Source organism: Streptomyces sp. NPDC051217 (assembly GCF_044455465.1).
Lineage (GTDB): Bacteria > Actinomycetota > Actinomycetes > Streptomycetales > Streptomycetaceae > Streptomyces.
Genome location: NZ_JBITEV010000020.1, coordinates 83,198 through 100,039 on the forward strand (window position 1 = coordinate 83,198; position 16,842 = coordinate 100,039).

17 protein-coding genes and 2 tRNA genes are annotated in these 16,842 nt (G+C 69.3%); 11 read left to right on the forward strand and 8 right to left on the reverse strand.

What is annotated here, in order from left to right; all coding sequences use genetic code 11:
• Nucleotides 1–99: 99 nt before the first annotated feature.
• The 5 genes from ACIBBB_RS32585 to ACIBBB_RS32605 all read right to left on the reverse strand — a co-directional run bounded on the left by ACIBBB_RS32585 (nucleotide 100) and on the right by ACIBBB_RS32605 (nucleotide 2,678).
• Nucleotides 100–912 (reverse strand): ABC transporter permease, encoded by an 813-nt coding sequence (locus tag ACIBBB_RS32585; RefSeq protein WP_398988431.1) that lies wholly within the window; start codon nucleotides 910–912, stop codon nucleotides 100–102.
• Nucleotides 909–1,907, reverse strand: a complete 999-nt coding sequence (locus ACIBBB_RS32590) for an ABC transporter ATP-binding protein (RefSeq protein WP_398988433.1) — start codon at nucleotides 1,905–1,907, stop codon at nucleotides 909–911. The genes ACIBBB_RS32585 and ACIBBB_RS32590 overlap by 4 nt, the downstream gene beginning before the upstream one ends.
• Before the next feature lie 132 nt (nucleotides 1,908–2,039).
• A tRNA-Gly gene (locus ACIBBB_RS32595) sits at nucleotides 2,040–2,112 on the reverse strand.
• A gap of 41 nt (nucleotides 2,113–2,153) precedes the next feature.
• A tRNA-Gly gene (locus ACIBBB_RS32600) sits at nucleotides 2,154–2,225 on the reverse strand.
• A 126-nt stretch (nucleotides 2,226–2,351) separates the two neighbouring features.
• Nucleotides 2,352–2,678: an Lsr2 family protein gene (locus tag ACIBBB_RS32605; RefSeq protein ID WP_398988435.1), complete on the reverse strand. Its 327-nt coding sequence runs from the start codon at nucleotides 2,676–2,678 to the stop codon at nucleotides 2,352–2,354.
• 399 nt (nucleotides 2,679–3,077) lie between these two features.
• On the opposite strand from ACIBBB_RS32605, the gene purS reads away from it, so the two are divergent.
• From purS to purM, 9 genes are all read left to right on the forward strand, one after another.
• On the forward strand, nucleotides 3,078–3,323 hold the full coding sequence (gene purS, locus ACIBBB_RS32610; RefSeq protein ID WP_078076409.1) for a phosphoribosylformylglycinamidine synthase subunit PurS: 246 nt from the start codon (nucleotides 3,078–3,080) through the stop codon (nucleotides 3,321–3,323).
• Nucleotides 3,320–4,000, forward strand: a complete 681-nt coding sequence (purQ, locus tag ACIBBB_RS32615) for a phosphoribosylformylglycinamidine synthase subunit PurQ (RefSeq protein ID WP_398988438.1) — start codon at nucleotides 3,320–3,322, stop codon at nucleotides 3,998–4,000. The genes purS and purQ overlap by 4 nt, the downstream gene beginning before the upstream one ends.
• Nucleotides 4,000–6,258, forward strand: coding sequence for a phosphoribosylformylglycinamidine synthase subunit PurL (gene purL / locus ACIBBB_RS32620; RefSeq protein ID WP_398988440.1), 2,259 nt, complete (start codon nucleotides 4,000–4,002; stop codon nucleotides 6,256–6,258). The genes purQ and purL overlap by 1 nt, the downstream gene beginning before the upstream one ends.
• Nucleotides 6,259–6,367: 109 nt before the next feature.
• A complete protein-coding gene (locus ACIBBB_RS32625; protein WP_398988442.1) occupies nucleotides 6,368–6,901 on the forward strand; it encodes an ArsR/SmtB family transcription factor in 534 nt (177 codons plus the stop codon).
• Between the two features lie 31 nt (nucleotides 6,902–6,932).
• On the forward strand, nucleotides 6,933–7,793 hold the full coding sequence (locus tag ACIBBB_RS32630; protein ID WP_398988444.1) for a M23 family metallopeptidase: 861 nt from the start codon (nucleotides 6,933–6,935) through the stop codon (nucleotides 7,791–7,793).
• 10 nt (nucleotides 7,794–7,803) lie between these two features.
• A complete protein-coding gene (locus ACIBBB_RS32635) occupies nucleotides 7,804–8,598 on the forward strand; it encodes a sterol carrier family protein (protein WP_398988446.1) in 795 nt (264 codons plus the stop codon).
• Nucleotides 8,599–8,684: 86 nt separating this feature from the next.
• Nucleotides 8,685–9,494 (forward strand): META domain-containing protein, encoded by an 810-nt coding sequence (locus tag ACIBBB_RS32640; protein ID WP_398988448.1) that lies wholly within the window; start codon nucleotides 8,685–8,687, stop codon nucleotides 9,492–9,494.
• 144 nt (nucleotides 9,495–9,638) lie between these two features.
• Nucleotides 9,639–11,156 (forward strand): amidophosphoribosyltransferase, encoded by a 1,518-nt coding sequence (gene purF / locus ACIBBB_RS32645; protein WP_398988450.1) that lies wholly within the window; start codon nucleotides 9,639–9,641, stop codon nucleotides 11,154–11,156.
• A 137-nt stretch (nucleotides 11,157–11,293) separates the two neighbouring features.
• Nucleotides 11,294–12,367 (forward strand): phosphoribosylformylglycinamidine cyclo-ligase, encoded by a 1,074-nt coding sequence (gene purM, locus ACIBBB_RS32650; RefSeq protein ID WP_398988452.1) that lies wholly within the window; start codon nucleotides 11,294–11,296, stop codon nucleotides 12,365–12,367.
• Between the two features lie 98 nt (nucleotides 12,368–12,465).
• Here purM and ACIBBB_RS32655 read toward each other — a convergent pair whose 3' ends face one another.
• Together ACIBBB_RS32655 and ACIBBB_RS32660 are read right to left on the reverse strand one after the other, a co-directional pair.
• Nucleotides 12,466–12,714, reverse strand: coding sequence for a DUF3073 domain-containing protein (locus tag ACIBBB_RS32655; RefSeq protein ID WP_189111161.1), 249 nt, complete (start codon nucleotides 12,712–12,714; stop codon nucleotides 12,466–12,468).
• Nucleotides 12,715–13,015: 301 nt separating this feature from the next.
• Nucleotides 13,016–14,116, reverse strand: a complete 1,101-nt coding sequence (locus ACIBBB_RS32660; protein ID WP_398988454.1) for a Leu/Phe/Val dehydrogenase — start codon at nucleotides 14,114–14,116, stop codon at nucleotides 13,016–13,018.
• A 152-nt stretch (nucleotides 14,117–14,268) separates the two neighbouring features.
• Between ACIBBB_RS32660 and ACIBBB_RS32665 the strand changes: the two genes are divergently transcribed.
• Together ACIBBB_RS32665 and bldC are read left to right on the forward strand one after the other, a co-directional pair.
• Nucleotides 14,269–15,117, forward strand: a complete 849-nt coding sequence (locus ACIBBB_RS32665) for a hypothetical protein (protein ID WP_398988456.1) — start codon at nucleotides 14,269–14,271, stop codon at nucleotides 15,115–15,117.
• A 546-nt stretch (nucleotides 15,118–15,663) separates the two neighbouring features.
• The gene (gene bldC / locus ACIBBB_RS32670; protein ID WP_003949541.1) at nucleotides 15,664–15,870 is read left to right on the forward strand and encodes a developmental transcriptional regulator BldC; all 207 of its coding nucleotides are present in this window, start codon (nucleotides 15,664–15,666) and stop codon (nucleotides 15,868–15,870) included.
• Nucleotides 15,871–16,263: 393 nt separating this feature from the next.
• On the opposite strand, the gene ACIBBB_RS32675 is transcribed toward bldC, so the two are convergent.
• Nucleotides 16,264–16,482 (reverse strand): DUF6274 family protein, encoded by a 219-nt coding sequence (locus ACIBBB_RS32675; RefSeq protein WP_398988458.1) that lies wholly within the window; start codon nucleotides 16,480–16,482, stop codon nucleotides 16,264–16,266.
• Nucleotides 16,483–16,842: the final 360 nt, after the last annotated feature.

A 16,842-nucleotide genomic window follows, 5' to 3' on the forward strand; every position in this document is an offset into this window, starting at 1 on the left:
GCTGTCGTCCGTGTCCGTGCGAAGTGTCCGTGCCGGGGTGTTCCCGCCGGTTCTCGTGCCGGTGCTCGTGTCCGCGCCGTGTCCGTGCGCTCGTGGCGCTCAGCGCCGCGGCTCCCAGCGGAACCACAGCCTGACAGCGAACACCGCCAGCACCGTCCAGGCCAGGGTATTCAGTCCCGCCGTAAGCAGGTCGCCGCCCGAAGCGCCGCCCAGCCAGCCGGCCCGCACCAGAGTCACGATCCCGGTCATCGGCAGCAGCTCGCAGACCGAGGCGACCTTGTCCGGCAGCGCCTCCAGCGGCACGAACAGTCCCGATCCCATCGCCGAGATCAGAAGCATCGGCAGGGTGGTGATCTGGGCGCTCTCCACGGTACGGGTGAACGACGCCGACGCGGCGGCCAGCGTCGCCATGAGCCCGAGGCCCGCCAGCGCACCCAGGGCCAGCAGCTCGGGCCGCTGCGGAGCGCTGACGTCCAGGACCGCGACCCCGACGACGACCAGCAGGACGCACTGCACGAGCGCCAGCAGGACGGCGGGCAGCGCGGTCCCGGCCAGGATCTCCGGGTCGGACACCTCGCATGTACGGAGCCGCTTGAGCACCAGTTCCTCGCGCCGGGCCGTGTAGGAGGAGGTGAGGTTCATGTAGACGACCATGAGCAGCACCATGCCGATGCCGCCCGTCAGCGCGACCTCCGTGATGCTCAGCCCGGTCCCGCCCAGATCCACGTTCTTCAGTGAGGCCTTGGTCGAGAGGATCAGGAAGACCGGCATGAACAGGGCCATGAAGAGCATCGTCCTGTTGCGTACGAGCATGGTCAGCTCGGCCCGCGCGAGCGCCCCCAGCCGTCCCGCCCTGTTCGTGGTCCCGCCCTCGGCGGCCGTCTCCCGGTTCTGTGCGACTGCCGTGCTCATGCCGCTACCGCCTCTCCCGTGTTGCCCGTGCCCGCACCGGTGGCCGCTGCCCCCGTGCGCTGTGCCGCGATGTCCAGGAACGCCTCTTCGAGCGAGGCCGAGCGTGCGTCGAGCGCTTCCAGCTCAACGCCGGACTCGTCGGCCCAGCGCAGCAGTTCACGGAGGTCCCGCTGGAGTTCCTGCGTACGGATGGTGATCTGCCGGCCGTCCGCCGCCGCCCGCAGCGTGAGCGGCAGATGCCCCGGCTCCACCCCCACGGGCAGCCTGAACCGGATCCGGGCCGGCCTGGTCGCCGTCACCTCCGCCGGTGTGCCCGAGACCACGATCCGGCCCCCGTGCATGATCGCCAGCCGGTCCGCGAGGCCCTCGGCCTCCTCCAGGTAGTGCGTGGTCAGCAGGACGGTGGTGCCGCCGGCACGCAGCTCCCGCACCAGCTCCCAGGTGTCCCGCCGCCCCTCGGCGTCCAGGCCGGTCGTGGGCTCGTCCAGGAACAGCACCTCGGGCCGCCCGAGCAGAGCGAGCGCCAGGTCCAGGCGCCGCTTCTCACCGCCGGAGAGCTGCTTGACCCGTACGTCGGCGCGCTTGCTCATCCCCACGAGCTCCAGCGCCTCGCCGACGGGCCGTGCGCCGCTCGTGCAGCCGCCCCACATCCGTACGGTCTCCTCGACCGTCAGATCGCTCGGGAGGCCGCCCTCCTGGAGCATCACCCCGGTTCGCGGCCGTACTCGTGCCCTGTCCGTGTACGGGTCCCGTCCGAAGACCCGCACGGTGCCGCCGCTGGGGCGGGTGAGACCCTCCAGCATCTCGACGGTGGAGGTCTTGCCCGCGCCGTTGGTGCCGAGGAGCGCGAACAGCTCCCCCTCCCCGACGGTGAAGGAGATCCCGTCGACCGCCCGGAACCCTCCGGCATACGTGCGCCGGAGCCGCTCCACCTCGATGACGTTCCCATCCCCATTCGCTCTGCTCGCGCTGTGGTTTCCCCGAGTTCGTGTCATGCCCTCAAGGTTTCCGGCGGATCGGGCCCGGGAGCAGTGCGCGCTGTCATGAGTGCTCATGACAAATGTCATCGCGGGGGGCGCGGAGACGACGAAGGCCCCGGTCACAAGTGACCGGGGCCTTCGATTCGGAGCGGACGACCAGGTTCGAACTGGCGACCTCAACCTTGGCAAGGTTGCGCTCTACCAACTGAGCTACGTCCGCAGTGCATCGTCCACCGACCAACAAGCTTCGATGTGATGCAGAGCGGGTGACAGGAATCGCACACTGCGCCTCCCCCTTGGAAAGGGGGCGTTCTACTACTGAACTACACCCGCACGCTGCGTGAGGTTCGGCTTTTCGGCCTTGCCCTTCGGCGTGCTCCAGACTCTAGCCGATCGCTGGGGGTGCAGTGCAACTCCGTTCCCCGGCGTGCCCGTCCGGCCGTGTCGGCGGCCGGTGACTCAACTCGCCTCGCGGAACGCCTCGTAGACCCGCTTGGGGATACGGCCGCGGGCCGGCACCTCCATCCGGTGCGAGAGCGCCCAGGCGCGGACGGCCGCCGGGTCGGGCGCGAGCGCGGTGTGCCGGTACGACTTACGGTTCTTGCCGGCATGGGTCTGTCGCCGGCCCGCCGCGAGGTACGGGGCCAGGGCCTTGCGCAGTTTCTTTGCATTGGCGGGATTGAGGTCGATCTCGTACGACTTCCCGTCGAGGCCGAACGAGACCGTTTCCGCCGCTTCTCCGCCGTCGATGTCGTCGGAGAGCGTGACCACTACGCGCTGCGCCACGGATATCGGTCCTTTCATGCGGTACCCGCTCCGTCGGCCCATGCTTCTGAAGCAGGGCTGACGTGCGGTGATACCGGCCTTCCGGCTGTTTAGGGGCAATGCGACCCATCGCTATATTCCTTTGTACAGCGAACCGCCTCGCATTGTGAAGCCCAGCCAATTGCATCAGCGTGTCCGACGGCAATGGCGGGGGCGAGTTTTTTTCCTGGATTTTTCCCAGTGGTCTCGCGGTGCGATATCGACGGAGATCGGTGGAGAGTCCGGCACTGTGTGGATATCTACTCGCGTAGATTTTGCGTACGGGTACGCTGATGGGACTCGGGGGGTCGGGGGATTCCCCGGTCAGAACCACAGCCGCAGACAGCTGCACACAGCCGCACCACACCACCGGGAGTGCCAGTGGCACGCGTCGTAGTCGACGTCATGCTCAAGCCGGAGATCCTCGACCCGCAAGGACAAGCAGTGCAGCGCGCACTGCCCCGGCTGGGTTTCGACGGGATCGCGGACGTCCGCCAGGGAAAGCGTTTCGAGCTGGAGGTGGAGGGCCCGGTCGACGAGGCCGCCCTCGCCCGCATCCATGAGATGGCCGAGACGTTCCTCGCCAACACCGTCATCGAGGACTTCGTCGTAAAGGTGGAGTCGTGACCACTCGTATCGGAGTCGTCACTTTCCCCGGCACACTCGACGACCGCGACAGTCTTCGCGCTGTCAGGATCGCCGGAGCCGAGCCCGTCCCACTCTGGCACCGCGACAAGGACATCAAGCAGGTCGACGCCGTTGTCCTGGCCGGCGGATTCAGCTACGGCGACTATCTGCGGGCCGGCGCCATTTCCCGTTTCTCGCCGGTGATGGAGACGATCATCGAGCAGGCGAAGGGCGGCATGCCGGTCCTCGGGATCTGCAACGGCTTCCAGATCCTGACCGAAACGCATCTGCTGCCGGGCGCCATGCTGCGCAACAACCATCTGCACTTCATCTGCCGCGACCAGAAGCTGCGGGTGGAGAACGCGGAGAGCGCGTGGACCGCCGACTACGCGGCGGGCGAGGAGATCTCCGTACCGCTGAAGAACATCGACGGCCGGTACGTGGCCGCCGAGCCGGTCCTGGACGAGCTGGAGGCCGAGGGCAGGGTCGCCTTCCGCTATCTGGACGGCAATCCGAACGGCTCGCTCCGCGACATCGCGGGCATCACGAACGCGGCGGGCAACGTCGTCGGGCTGATGCCGCACCCCGAGCACGCCGTGGAACCGCTGATCGGTACGGGTCGTACCGACGGGCTCGGGTTCTTCACCTCGATCCTGAAGAAGCTGGTAAGCGCCTGATGACGATCAAGAACCTGGACACCGTCAAGAACGCGACGGGGACGCCCGACGTCGACCAGCCCTGGAAGGAACTCGGCCTCAAGGAGGACGAGTACACCCGGATCCGGGAGATCCTCCAGCGCCGGCCGACCGGCGCCGAGCTGGCCATGTACTCCGTTATGTGGTCCGAGCACTGCTCGTACAAGAGCAGCAAGGTCCATCTCAAGCAGTTCGGCGACAAGGCCCCGGCGAGCGACGCGATGCTGGTGGGCATCGGCGAGAACGCGGGCGTCGTGGACGTCGGCCAGGGGTACGCGGTCACCTTCAAGGTCGAGTCGCACAACCACCCCTCGTACATCGAGCCCTACCAGGGCGCGGCCACCGGCGTCGGCGGCATCGTCCGCGACATCCTCGCCATGGGCGCCCGCCCGGTCGCCGTCGTGGACCCGCTGCGCTTCGGCGCGGCCGACCACCCCGACACCCGGCGGGTGCTGCCCGGGGTCGTCGCCGGCATCGGCGGTTACGGCAACTGCCTGGGCCTGCCGAACATCGGCGGCGAGGTCGTCTTCGACCCCTGCTACCAGGGAAACCCGCTGGTCAACGCGGGCTGCATCGGCGTCATGAGGCACGAGGACATCCACCTCGCGCAGGCGTCGGGCACCGGCAACAAGGTGATCCTTTACGGCGCCCGCACCGGCGGCGACGGCATCGGCGGCGTCTCGGTGCTGGCCTCCGAAACCTTCGAGTCGACCGGACCGGCCAAGCGCCCGGCGGTCCAGGTGGGCGACCCCTTCCAGGAGAAGCTCCTCATCGAGTGCACCCTGGAGATCTTCGCGGAGAAGCTGGTCGCCGGTATCCAGGACCTCGGCGGCGCCGGGCTCTCCTGCGCGACGAGCGAGCTGGCGTCGGCCGGATCCGGCGGAATGCGGGTCGAGCTCGACACCGTTCCGCTGCGTGACTCGTCCCTCTCGCCCGAGGAAATCCTCATGAGCGAGTCGCAGGAGCGCATGTGCGCGGTCGTCGAGCCCGACAAGGTCGACCGCTTCATGGAGATCTGCGAGAAGTGGGACGTCATCGCCACCGTCATCGGTGAGGTCACCGAGGGCACCCGGCTGGAGATCTTCTGGCACGGCGAGCAGATCGTGGACGTGCCGCCGCGCTCGGTGGCGCACGACGGACCGGTCTACCACCGGCCGTACGCCCGCCCCGACTGGCAGGACGCGCTCCAGGCCGACGACGCCAACAAGCTTGCCCGGCCCGCGAATTCGGCCGAGCTGCGTGAGCAGGTGCTGCGGCTCGTCTCGTCGCCGAACCAGGCGTCGAAGGCGTGGATCACCGACCAGTACGACCGTTTCGTCCAGGGCAACACGGTGCTCGCGCAGCCCGAGGACGCGGGCATGGTCCGGATCGACGAGTCGACCAACCTCGGCGTGGCGATGGCGACGGACGGCAACGGCCGGTTCGCCAAGCTCGACCCGTACGCGGGCGCGCAGCTCGCGCTGGCGGAGGCGTACCGCAACGTCGCCGCGTCCGGCGCCAAGCCGCTCGCCATCTCGGACTGCCTCAACTTCGGTTCGCCCGAGGACCCGGCGGTCATGTGGCAGTTCGCCGAGGCCACCCGTGGACTCGCCGACGGCTGCCTCCAGTTGGGCACCCCGGTCACCGGCGGCAACGTCTCGCTCTACAACCAGACCGGCGAGACGGCGATCCACCCGACACCGGTCGTGGCCGTGCTCGGTGTGATCGACGACGTCACGCGCCGTACGCCGATCGCCTTCGAGGAAGAGGGCCAGCTCCTCTATCTGCTGGGCGAGACCCGCGAGGAGTTCGGCGGGTCGGCGTGGTCGCAGGTGATCCACGACCATCTGGGCGGACTGCCGCCGAAGGTGGACCTGGACCGGGAGAAGCTGCTCGGCGAGATCCTGATCTCGGGATCGCGCGACGGCATGATCGACGCGGCGCACGACCTGAGCGACGGCGGTCTGATCCAGGCCGTCACCGAGTCGTGCCTGCGGGGCGGCCGGGGCGCACGGCTGGTCGTGCCGGACGGACTCGACGCCTTCACGGCCCTCTTCAGCGAGTCGGCCGGGCGCGCGGTCGTCGCCGTGCCGCGCAGCGAGGAGACGCGCTTCACCGACATGTGCGGCGCGCGCGGGCTGCCCGCGACACGGATCGGTGTCGTGGACGGCGAAGAGGTCGAGGTCCAGGGCGAGTTCAGCATCCCGCTGAGCGAGCTGCGGACCGCGCACGAGGGAACGATCGAGGCCCTGCTGGCCTGAGACGAACGCCTTGGCCCCCGCCCGGTTCTCACCGAACCGGGCGGGGGCTTCGTCGTGCCCGTACGCGGAGAGGCTTGCGCTGGATTACGTAATTACGTAACTTCTCACCATGGAACTTGAGGAACGCGTCGCCGAGCTGGAGCGCCGGCTCGCGGCGCTGGAGCGGGCGGAGCCGGGGGCGCCGTCCCGGCCGCCGCGAGGGGAGCGGCCGGGGCCGCCGACGGCGGACGGCACCTTCCGTCCGCTCCAGTACCTGGAGGAACAGCTCGCGGAGCTGGGCGCGCCCGGCGGCGGCGTGACGTACACCGGCTCGGTACGGCTGCCGACGGAGGAGCACTACCGGTGGCAGTTCACCGAGCTGACCGACGGAGTGCTCGACGCGGACTGGTCGGTGACCGTCGACTGCTTCGCCGCGCTCGGGCACGCCGTGCGGCTGCGGCTGCTGCGCGAGATCCTCGGCGGCCTGCGCACGGCGGCCGAACTGGCCGCGCTCGACGACATGGGCACCACCGGGCAGATCTACCACCATCTGCGCCAGCTGACCGGCGCGGGCTGGCTCCAGACGACGGGGCGCGGGCGTTACGAGGTGCCGGGCGCACGCGTCGTACCGCTGCTGGTGATGCTGTCCGCCGCCAGGAACTGACCTCCACCGGAGAACCGAGGTGACCCGCACCATGTCCGTCCGGAAACTCGCCATGATCCTGGCCCGCCGCTGCATCCTGGCTGTCGTCGTACTCGCCCTGTGCATGGTCTTCGCCGGCCTCCGTCCGCCGGGCTGGGCGACCCTCGGCCCGGCCCTGCTCCCGATCGTGACGTTCCTGGTCCTGGGGCGGCTGACCTCCACCGCTCTCAAGCGGTCCGCCCGCGCCCCCGTCGAGACGGAACCGCCGGTGTCCGGGCGCTGGACGGCGCACAACAGTCCGGCGGACAAGGTGCCCAGCCACGGCCTGCACGGCTACGGCCAGACGTACGCCATCGACATCCTGGTCGCGCCGGAGCCCGACACCCGCCCTCCGTTCGCGAAGCTGTGGCCGCTCGCGCGCGGGAACGGTCACTACCCGGCCTTCGGCACCCCGGTGCTGGCCGTGGCCGACGCGACGGTCGTCCGTGTACTGGACCGGCGCCGCGACCATCTGACCCGCACCTCGTTCCCGGCGCTCGCCTGGATGATGCTGGTCGAAGGATTGGTGCGGGAGGCCACGGGCCCTTCGTGGATCTTGGGCAACCATGTGATCCTGGATCTGGGCGAGGGCACCTACGCCGCGTACGCGCACCTCAAGCAGGGCTCGGTGACCGTCGCCGTGGGGGACACGGTGCGCGCGGGCCGGCGGATCGCCGACTGCGGCAACACCGGCAACTCCACCGAGCCGCACCTTCACTTCCAGCTGATGGACGGCCCCGACCCGGACACGGCGCGCGGCATCCCCTTCACGTGGCGGGGCGTCGGGGTCCCGGCCAACGGCGAGGCGTTCACCGCGCCGGGCGAATCGATCGCCCCGCGAAAAGAAGCGACCCCCGCCGAGCGGCTCGATTAGCCTCCCGGCTATGCCCCCGGCCAAGAAGCGCAAGCAACGCGGTTACGACTCCGAGAAGACCCGTACCGCCGTCCTCACCCAGTTCGCGCAGGTGCGCGAGGCGGTCGCCGCCCTCACCCCCGACCAGCTCGCCCTCCCCGCCGGCCTCGGCGACTGGACCGTACGCGAGCTGACCGCACATGTGTGCATGGGCGTCGAGAGCGTCTGCCGCGCGCTGGAGCAGCCCGCGCCACCCGCCGTGGAGGTGGGGCTGCCGGAGTGGGCGTTCGCGACGGCCGCGGTGGCCGTCGCGATCTCGGACGACGTCAAGGTGTACGCGGCCTCCGCCGAGCCCACCGAGCTGTTCGAGCGCACGGCCGCCCGGATCACCGACCTGCTGAAGGACGCCCCGCCCGAGCGGCTCGTCGCCATCCGGGTCGGTGCCATGAGGCTGGGCGACTTCCTGGTCACCCGCGCCGTCGAGCTCGTCGTCCACACCGACGACCTGAACCGCGCCGTCGGGCTCGGCGTCCCCCTCGACCGGCAGGCCCTCGCCGCCTGCACACGGCTGCTCGCCGACGCGCTCGCGATGAAGGCGCCGGGGGCGTCGACGGAGGTGCGGATCCCGCCGTACGCCGTCGTGCAGTGCGTGGAGGGTCCCCGGCACACCCGCGGCACCCCGCCGAACGTGGTCGAGACTGACCCGGTCACCTGGCTGCGGCTCGCGACGGGGCGTACGGCATGGGCCGAGGCGCTGTCATCGGCCCAGGTCAGCGCGAGCGGCGAGCGCGCGGACCTCGGCGGGCTGCTGCCGGTCATGAGGTGAACGGGCCCGGCCCGGCCGGTCCGGGCGACAACCGTGCGGAACCGGACCCGGACCTGCCTCGTCCCACCGGCATGCAGAAACAGCCAGTGACCACCGTCACCGCCCTCACGACCCTGGCCCTCCTCGCCCTCGCCGGCTGCGGCACCGAGTCCGGCAGAGGATCCGGCAGCGCGGTGCGGACCGATCTGCCCCTGACCGATGTCCGCTGGAACATCGAGAGCTTCAGCGTCGACGGCAAGAAGATCGCGGTGCCCGCCGGGGCCAGCCTGGAGATCGACTCCAAGGGCAAGGCGAGTGCGGAGACCGGCTGCAACGGCGTCGGAGCGATGGTCACCGTCGACGGTGACACGATCACTGTCGGTGAGAGGCTGCCGTCGACACAGATGGGCTGCCCGGGGGTGCCCGGGGACTTCGAGAAGGCCCTCGGCGGCGCCTTCGACGGCAAGATCAAGGCCAAGGTCGAGGACAAGAAACTGACCCTCACCACCGCCGGAGGTGACTCCATCGCCCTGTCCGCCGAGAAGCCGGCCCCGCTCGTCGGCACCGGCTGGGCCGTCGACAGCCTCGTCTCCGACGGAACGGCCCGCTCGCTGCCCAAGGACAAGAAGGGCGAGACGCCGAAGGCGACGCTCACCTTCACCAAGGACGGGACCGTGAGCGGCAACCTCGGCTGCAACGGGTTCTCGGCGTCCGCGAAGATCACGGACTCCACGATCACCTTCGGGGCCGTCAAAGCCACCAAGAGGATGTGCCCGGAGCCGGGAATGTCCGTGGAGCGGGAGCTGATGAAGGTGCTCGACGGACAGGTGACGTATGAGCTGCACCACCGTGCGCTGACCCTCAAGACAGCCGGCGGTGAAGGATTCAGCGCCGTCGCGGGGTCCCCGGCGAAGTAGTGCCCGCACGGTTCTCGCTGGTGAACGGGGACCTCCCCGGCCGGGCCGGTGGCGACACGCCGCCGGCCCGCCGCGGGGTCCATCTCATGGCCCACTTCCGTACCGCATTCGGACCAGCGGTCGATCTCGCCTACACTCGGTGGCGTGCCTCGTGGTGATGGACGACTCAGCCACGACCTGCTCCCCGGCGAGAAGGGCCCTCAGGACGCTTGCGGCGTCTTCGGAGTCTGGGCCCCCGGTGAAGAGGTCGCCAAGCTCACCTACTTCGGACTGTATGCACTGCAACACCGCGGACAGGAATCCGCGGGCATCGCAGTGAGCAACGGCTCCCAGATCCTTGTCTTCAAGGACATGGGCCTTGTCTCACAGGTCTTCGACGAAACTTCCCTCGGCTCACTCCAAGGCCATATCGCCGTGGGCCACGCCCGCTACTCCACCACCGGAGCCTCGGTGTGGGAGAACGCGCAGCCGACGTTCCGGGCGACCGCGCACGGTTCGATCGCGCTCGGTCACAACGGCAATCTGGTCAATACGGCGGAGCTCGCCGGAATGGTCGCCGACCTGCCCAAGGAGAACGGCCGCACGACCCGCGTCGCGGCCACCAACGACACCGACCTGATCACGGCGCTCCTCGCCGGACAGACGGACGACGACGGCAAGCCCCTCACCGTCGAACAGGCCGCACCGCAGGTCCTGCGGCACGCGAAGGGCGCCTTCTCGCTCGTCTTCATGGACGAGCACACCCTCTACGCGGCCCGTGACCCGCAGGGCATCCGCCCGCTGGTCCTCGGCCGGCTCGAACGCGGCTGGGTGGTGGCCTCCGAGAGCGCCGCCCTCGACATCTGCGGCGCCGCCTACGTCCGGGAGATCGAGCCCGGCGAGCTGATCGCCATCGACGAGAACGGCCTCCGCAGCTCCCGATTCGCTGAAGCGAAGCCCAAGGGCTGTGTCTTCGAGTACGTCTATCTGGCCCGCCCGGACACCGACATCGCCGGCCGGAACGTCTACCTCTCCCGTGTGGAGATGGGTCGCAAACTCGCCAAGGAAGCACCGGCCGACGCCGACCTCGTCATAGCGACGCCGGAGTCCGGCACCCCCGCCGCGATCGGCTACGCGGAAGCGAGCGGCATCCCGTACGGCTCGGGACTGGTGAAGAACGCGTATGTGGGCCGGACCTTCATCCAGCCCTCACAGACCATCCGCCAGCTCGGCATCCGTCTCAAGCTCAATCCTCTTAAAGAGGTCATCAGGGGCAAGCGGCTGGTGGTCGTCGACGACTCGATCGTCCGCGGCAACACCCAGCGCGCCCTCGTCAAGATGCTCCGTGAGGCGGGCGCGGCCGAGGTCCACATCCGGATCTCGTCCCCGCCGGTCAAGTGGCCCTGCTTCTTCGGCATCGACTTCGCCACCCGCGCGGAGCTGATCGCCAACGGCATGTCCATCGAGGAGATCGGCACGTCACTGGGCGCCGACTCCCTCTCGTACATCTCCATCGACGGCATGATCGAGGCGACCACCATCGCCAAGCCGAACCTCTGCCGCGCCTGCTTCGACGGCGAGTACCCGATGGACCTGCCCGACCCCGAACTCCTCGGCAAGCAGCTGCTGGAGACCGAGCTGGCGGGCGGCGCCGATGCCGCCGACGCCCTCAGGCGGCCGTAACACCGGCCGTGAGCGCCCGTGAACGTGCCCGTACGGCCCGCCGCGACCCCCCTTACGGCCGCGGCGGCCCGCAGCCACGTCCCGAACCCACGGACCCGAACCGAATCTCCGCAGCAATGACACGAAAGCTCCCCGCCATGCCAGCTGAATCCTCCGGTGCCTCCTACGCCGCCGCGGGCGTCGACATCGAGGCCGGCGACCGCGCCGTCCAGCTGATGAAGGAGTGGGTGAAGAAGACCCAGCGCCCCGAGACCGTCGGGGGCCTCGGCGGCTTCGCCGGCCTCTTCGACGCCTCCGCGCTCAAGCGCTACGAGCGCCCGCTGCTCGCCTCCGCCACCGACGGCGTCGGCACGAAGGTCGATCTGGCGCGCAAGATGGGCGTCTACGACACGATCGGCCACGACCTCGTGGGCATGGTCGTCGACGACCTGGTGGTGTGCGGGGCCGAACCGCTGTTCATGACCGACTACATCTGCGTCGGCAAGGTCTTCCCCGAGCGGGTCGCCGCCATCGTCAAGGGCATCGCCGAGGGCTGTGTGCTGGCCGGCTGCGCCCTCGTCGGCGGTGAGACGGCCGAGCACCCGGGCCTCCTCGGTGAGGATGACTTCGACGTCGCCGGCGCCGGTACGGGCGTGGTCGAGGCGGACCGGCTGCTGGGCGCGGATCGTATCCGTACGGGTGACGTCGTGATCGCCATGGAGTCCTCCGGGCTTCACTCCAACGGGTACTCACTCGTGCGGCACGTCGTGTTCGACCGGCTCGGCTGGTCGCTGGAGCGCGAGGTCGAGGAGTTCGGCCGCACGCTCGGCGCGGAGCTGCTGGAGCCCACCAGGATCTACTCGCTGGACTGCCTGGCCCTGACCAGGACCACCGAGGTGCACGCTTTCAGCCACATCACCGGCGGCGGCCTCGCCAACAACCTGGCGCGTGTCGTCCCGGACCATCTGCACGCGACGGTCGACCGCTCGACCTGGACGCCCGGCGCGGTCTTCGACCTGATCGGCTCGGCGGGTCAGGTGGAGCGTACGGAGCTGGAGAAGACGCTCAACATGGGCGTCGGCATGATCGCCGTCGTCCCCGAGGAGTCCGTGGACACGGCCCTCACCACGCTGGCCGACCGGGGCGTGGGCGCCTGGGTGGCCGGCGGCATCGTGGACCGGCAGAGCACCGGCGCCACCACGGGCGCGGCGCTGACCGGGGACTATGCCTAGTCCGGGCACGCCGACGAGGCACCGGTCTCATGGTGAAACCCGGTCCGGGGAGTCCGGACCGGGTCACATGGGTGATTTCTTTTTGAGGTGTACGTACGTCAAGCGCCGCGGCGCTGTGACGACGGACCGGACTCCTCGTCCTCTTCGTCGTCGTTGTACAGCTCCGCGTACTGTGCGTACGGGTCATCTTCCTCGTCGTCATCCTCGAACGGCTCAGCGTTCGGCGGTTGACTCGAAGGCGATGCGCCCAGCTCATTGGCCAGACGCGACAGGTCTGTCCCGCCGCTGTTGTACTTCAGCTGGCGGGCGACCTTTGTCTGCTTGGCCTTGGCCCGGCCGCGCCCCATGGCTCGACCCCCTCGGTGACGGGGCTCCACGGCCCCAGAGTCTTGACACGCGTTCATGTTTCAGAACGAGCTCTCCGCAGAGAGACCCGTCCTTAGGACTTCAACGGTACCTGCTTCCGCGGCCATACGGTACGCCGCCCGCATGACGCGCCTCGGCGCGGGACCGGCGAGAACGAATGTCCTCGCTGGTCAGCTGCGATTTTAACCTCTTCTTGAGGGGCGACCCGCCGACCGGGGTGAGTCTCGTCTCCCCCAGGGCCACGCGACGGCTCGGCACCGGCCGACCGCCCCCCTGCGGACGTCAGCGGAGGCGGGCCTCCGAGATGCGCTGCTCGGCGATCCGGTCGGCCGCCGCGGCCGGCGGAATCCCGTCGTCCTTCGCACGTGCGAATATTGAAAGCGTGGTGTCGAAGATCTTCGCTGCCTTCGCCTTGCACCGCTCGAAGTCGAATCCGTGCAGCTCGTCGGCGACCTGGATCACGCCTCCGGCGTTCACCACGTAGTCCGGCGCGTAGAGGATGCCGCGGTCCGCGAGATCCTTCTCGACACCGGGGTGCGAGAGCTGGTTGTTGGCCGCACCGCACACCACCCGCGCGTTCAGTACGGGCACGGAGTCGTCGTTCAGCGCGCCGCCGAGCGCGCACGGCGCGTAGACGTCCAGATCCTCCGCGCGGATCAGCGCGTCGGTGTCGGCGGCGACGGTGACCTCGGGGTGCCGGTCGGTGATCCGGAGCACCGACTCGTCCCGTACGTCCGTGATCACGACGGAGGCGCCGTCCCGGAGCAGATGCTCCACCAGGTGGTGCCCGACCTTGCCGACGCCCGCGATGCCCACCTTCCGGCCGCGCAGCGACGGGTCGCCCCACAGATGCTGTGCGCTCGCGCGCATCCCCTGGAAGACGCCGAACGCCGTCAGTACGGAGGAGTCGCCCGCGCCGCCGTTCTCGGGCGAGCGGCCGGTCGTCCAGCGGCACTCGCGGGCGACGACGTCCATGTCGGCGACATACGTACCGACGTCGCACGCGGTGACGTAACGGCCGCCGAGCGAGGCCACGAACCGTCCGTACGCCAGCAGCAGCTCGTCCGTCTTGATCAGCTCGGGGTCGCCGATGATCACGGCCTTGCCGCCACCGTGGTCGAGACCGGCCATGGCGTTCTTGTACGACATCCCGCGCGACAGGTTCAGCGCGTCGGCGACGGCGTCCTGTTCGGAGGCGTACGGGTAGAAACGAGTGCCGCCCAGGGCGGGGCCCAGGGCGGTGGAGTGCAGGGCGATGACTGCCCTGAGCCCGCTGGCGCGGTCCTGACAGAGGACGACCTGTTCGTGGCCACCCTGCTCGGAGTGGAACAGGGTGTGCAGTGCGTCGACGGTTGCGACAGGGGCTCCGGTCACATCGGTCACGGTGGTGACTCCCAAGTACGAAGCGGTGAGAGGCCCTCCTGGGGGTGGGGAGGGACTGTTTGGGCATGAGAGTAAGTCCTACCGCGACGTAGATCCGACGCAGTGCCGAGGATCACCCTCTCGGGGGGTACGGGCATGGGACGATTCGCCCCATGCCAGCGGTGTCTTCACTCCTCGTCCCTTACGCCTCCTACCTGCGCGTGTACGAGCCCCTGGCCGCCTTCCCGGAGCCGGAGAGAAGCCACTGGGCGCGTTACGCCGCGCGCGAGCGTACGCCGACGGCGCAGGACGAACTCCGGCGCTCCCTGGCGGACTTGCTGCCCACGCCGCCCGTCCCGGTGCCGGTGCACGAGAGCGCCGACGCCTTCGTGACGGAGGTGGACGGCGTGGTGTGCGTGTGCCCCTGGCGCACCCGGCTACGCGGCTGGCTGGCCCTGGAGTCGCTGGGCGACACCCTGCCGAAGCCGCTGCTGGAGGCCGTGCTGCCGTCGGTGGTGCGTGAGCAGGCCGCAGTCGACTTCGAGCAGTGGCGGGACCGCAATCCGGACGCCCGGCCGTGGATCAGGACGGCGGTCTGGCAGGTGCCGGTGCGCTGGTTCACGCTCTTCGCCGACGACGAGCGCGAGTACCGGGCGTACGAGGAGTCGGGCCCCACGGCGCCCGCCCTGCGCTACCGGACCCCGATGGTGCAGGCCCGGCGCAGGCTGGCCCGCGCGCTGAAGGCGCTGCGGGAGTCGGTCGACGAGGGCCCGCTCATTGAGGGCCTCATAGATGTGGGACGGTGGCTGGAAGAGTTCCACCCCCGCTCGCTGGTCGAGCTCGACTACGGCGGGCTGGTGCACGCGCTGACCGGGCCGCAGCTCGCCGACGACCGGTCGGCGGCGGACGTGGCGGCCGGAATCGCGGCGCTGCGGGCCGGGGACGGCGAGGCGGCGGGCGTGGCGTACGAACGGCTGGCGGAGCGCTGGCGGGCGGTCAGGGACCGCCAGTTCGCCAACTGAGGGCGGGCCCGGCGGGCCCGCCCGGAGCGTGCGGCAGGGACGCCGGCGGGCGGTGGCGGGGGCCGTCGGCGGGCGTGGCGCCATGCGTCCCCTGCCCACGGGACTTAGGCCCCGATACGGATTCTTTACGCTCAAGCGTGACGGACCGCACTTACGGGGCTCTTGCGCCCATCACCCACCCTCGTGTCAAAATAGGACAAGGAGTCCGGAGGGGGCTCCTTCCGTCCGAGTAAGGGTGGATTGCTCTGCATTGCGCTCTATCGGGGGTCTCGTGACGCCTGATCGCTCCTGTGACTGATCGTCACTGCGACGTAACTGTCCGCTATGGCATGGTCCATCGGCTTCCGTCGTTGATGAACACCTGAGAGGGCAATTCCATCGGTTTGGCCGACGAGGCTGGACAGATGGTGTAGTTGTAGTGCCGAGGACAAGCCGTTCGTCCTATAACCGACTCGGCCCGCGTCCGCCATTTCGGGCAACGTGGGTCAAGGTGCAGAATTTAGAGGAAAGAACCGAGATGGTTCGGTTCTCCCGAGGAGGCCGCTCATGACCGCTCGCACCCCTGATGCCGAGCCGCTGCTGACCCCGGCTGAGGTTGCCACGATGTTCCGTGTGGACCCGAAGACGGTCACACGCTGGGCAAAGGCCGGCAAGCTCACGTCCATCCGCACGCTCGGTGGGCATCGCCGGTATCGCGAGGCAGAGGTCCGCGCACTGCTTGCGGGTATTCCGCAGCAGCGCAGCGAGGCCTGAACGTCTCGCCAGGGCACAGCTGACAACCAACCAACCCCAACCGGACACCCGGGTCCCCAATCCGGTCGTCCCGCTCCATAGCTCCACATTGATCCACATAGCTTCGCAACGCTCCACACGGCGGGCACCTGCCCCAACAGGGCCCACGCTCCCGCAACACGGGGCAAGTCACTTTGATCGCGCTGGACTCCGCCGAGTCCAGCGCGATCTTTTTTGTGTGGTGGGGCCGGAGTTGGGGGCTGGAGAGGGTCGGGCGGGAAGCGCTTGCGGGAGCGTGCAATTGCACATATCAAATTCGCGGTTTGTAGGTGGGGGGTAAGCGGAGTCGTTCCGCAAACATGAGCGGTGACACCCGTCACAGTACTGGCCACTTGCCAACTCCGGTCATAGCGCCTAATGAGGGTCGCTGTCCGCTTCTGGTGTGCGATTCGGAGCGGAGCTGTTGGTTGTGGCCTCGCCGTCAGGAAGCGCGGGCGCGGCGGACTCCATGGCGAGCCGCTGGAGACGGTGACAGACCGCGCAGTGGCGCATGACATGTCGATAGCCCGTCGCGGCCGCCAGATGGGCACGCAGGAGCGCGCGAGTCTTGTGTCTGGCCGCCGACGCCACCATGCGCGCCCCCCCCGGGAATAAAGGGCCCCTGCTGATGACTTACCGGCGCCGCGGGGACGCGTCAACCCAAGACACAGCAACGAGCCTCGCGCGCGCAGTGGGCCAACGCACAGCAGTGGAGCCCGCATTCAGAAGGATGCGGGCTCCGAGTACTGCGACGCGGTCCTGACGGGATTTGCTGTGTCCGACGGCAGCTTCGCTGCGGGCGCGGCCTCGGGTTGGCGTGTCACCGGCCGGATGTAGCAGTGGAGCCCGCATCCAGAGGGATGCGGGCTCCGAGTACTGCGACGCGGTCCTGACGGGATTTGCTGTGTCCGACGGCAGCTTCGCTGCGGGCGCGGCCTCGGGTTGGCGTGTCAC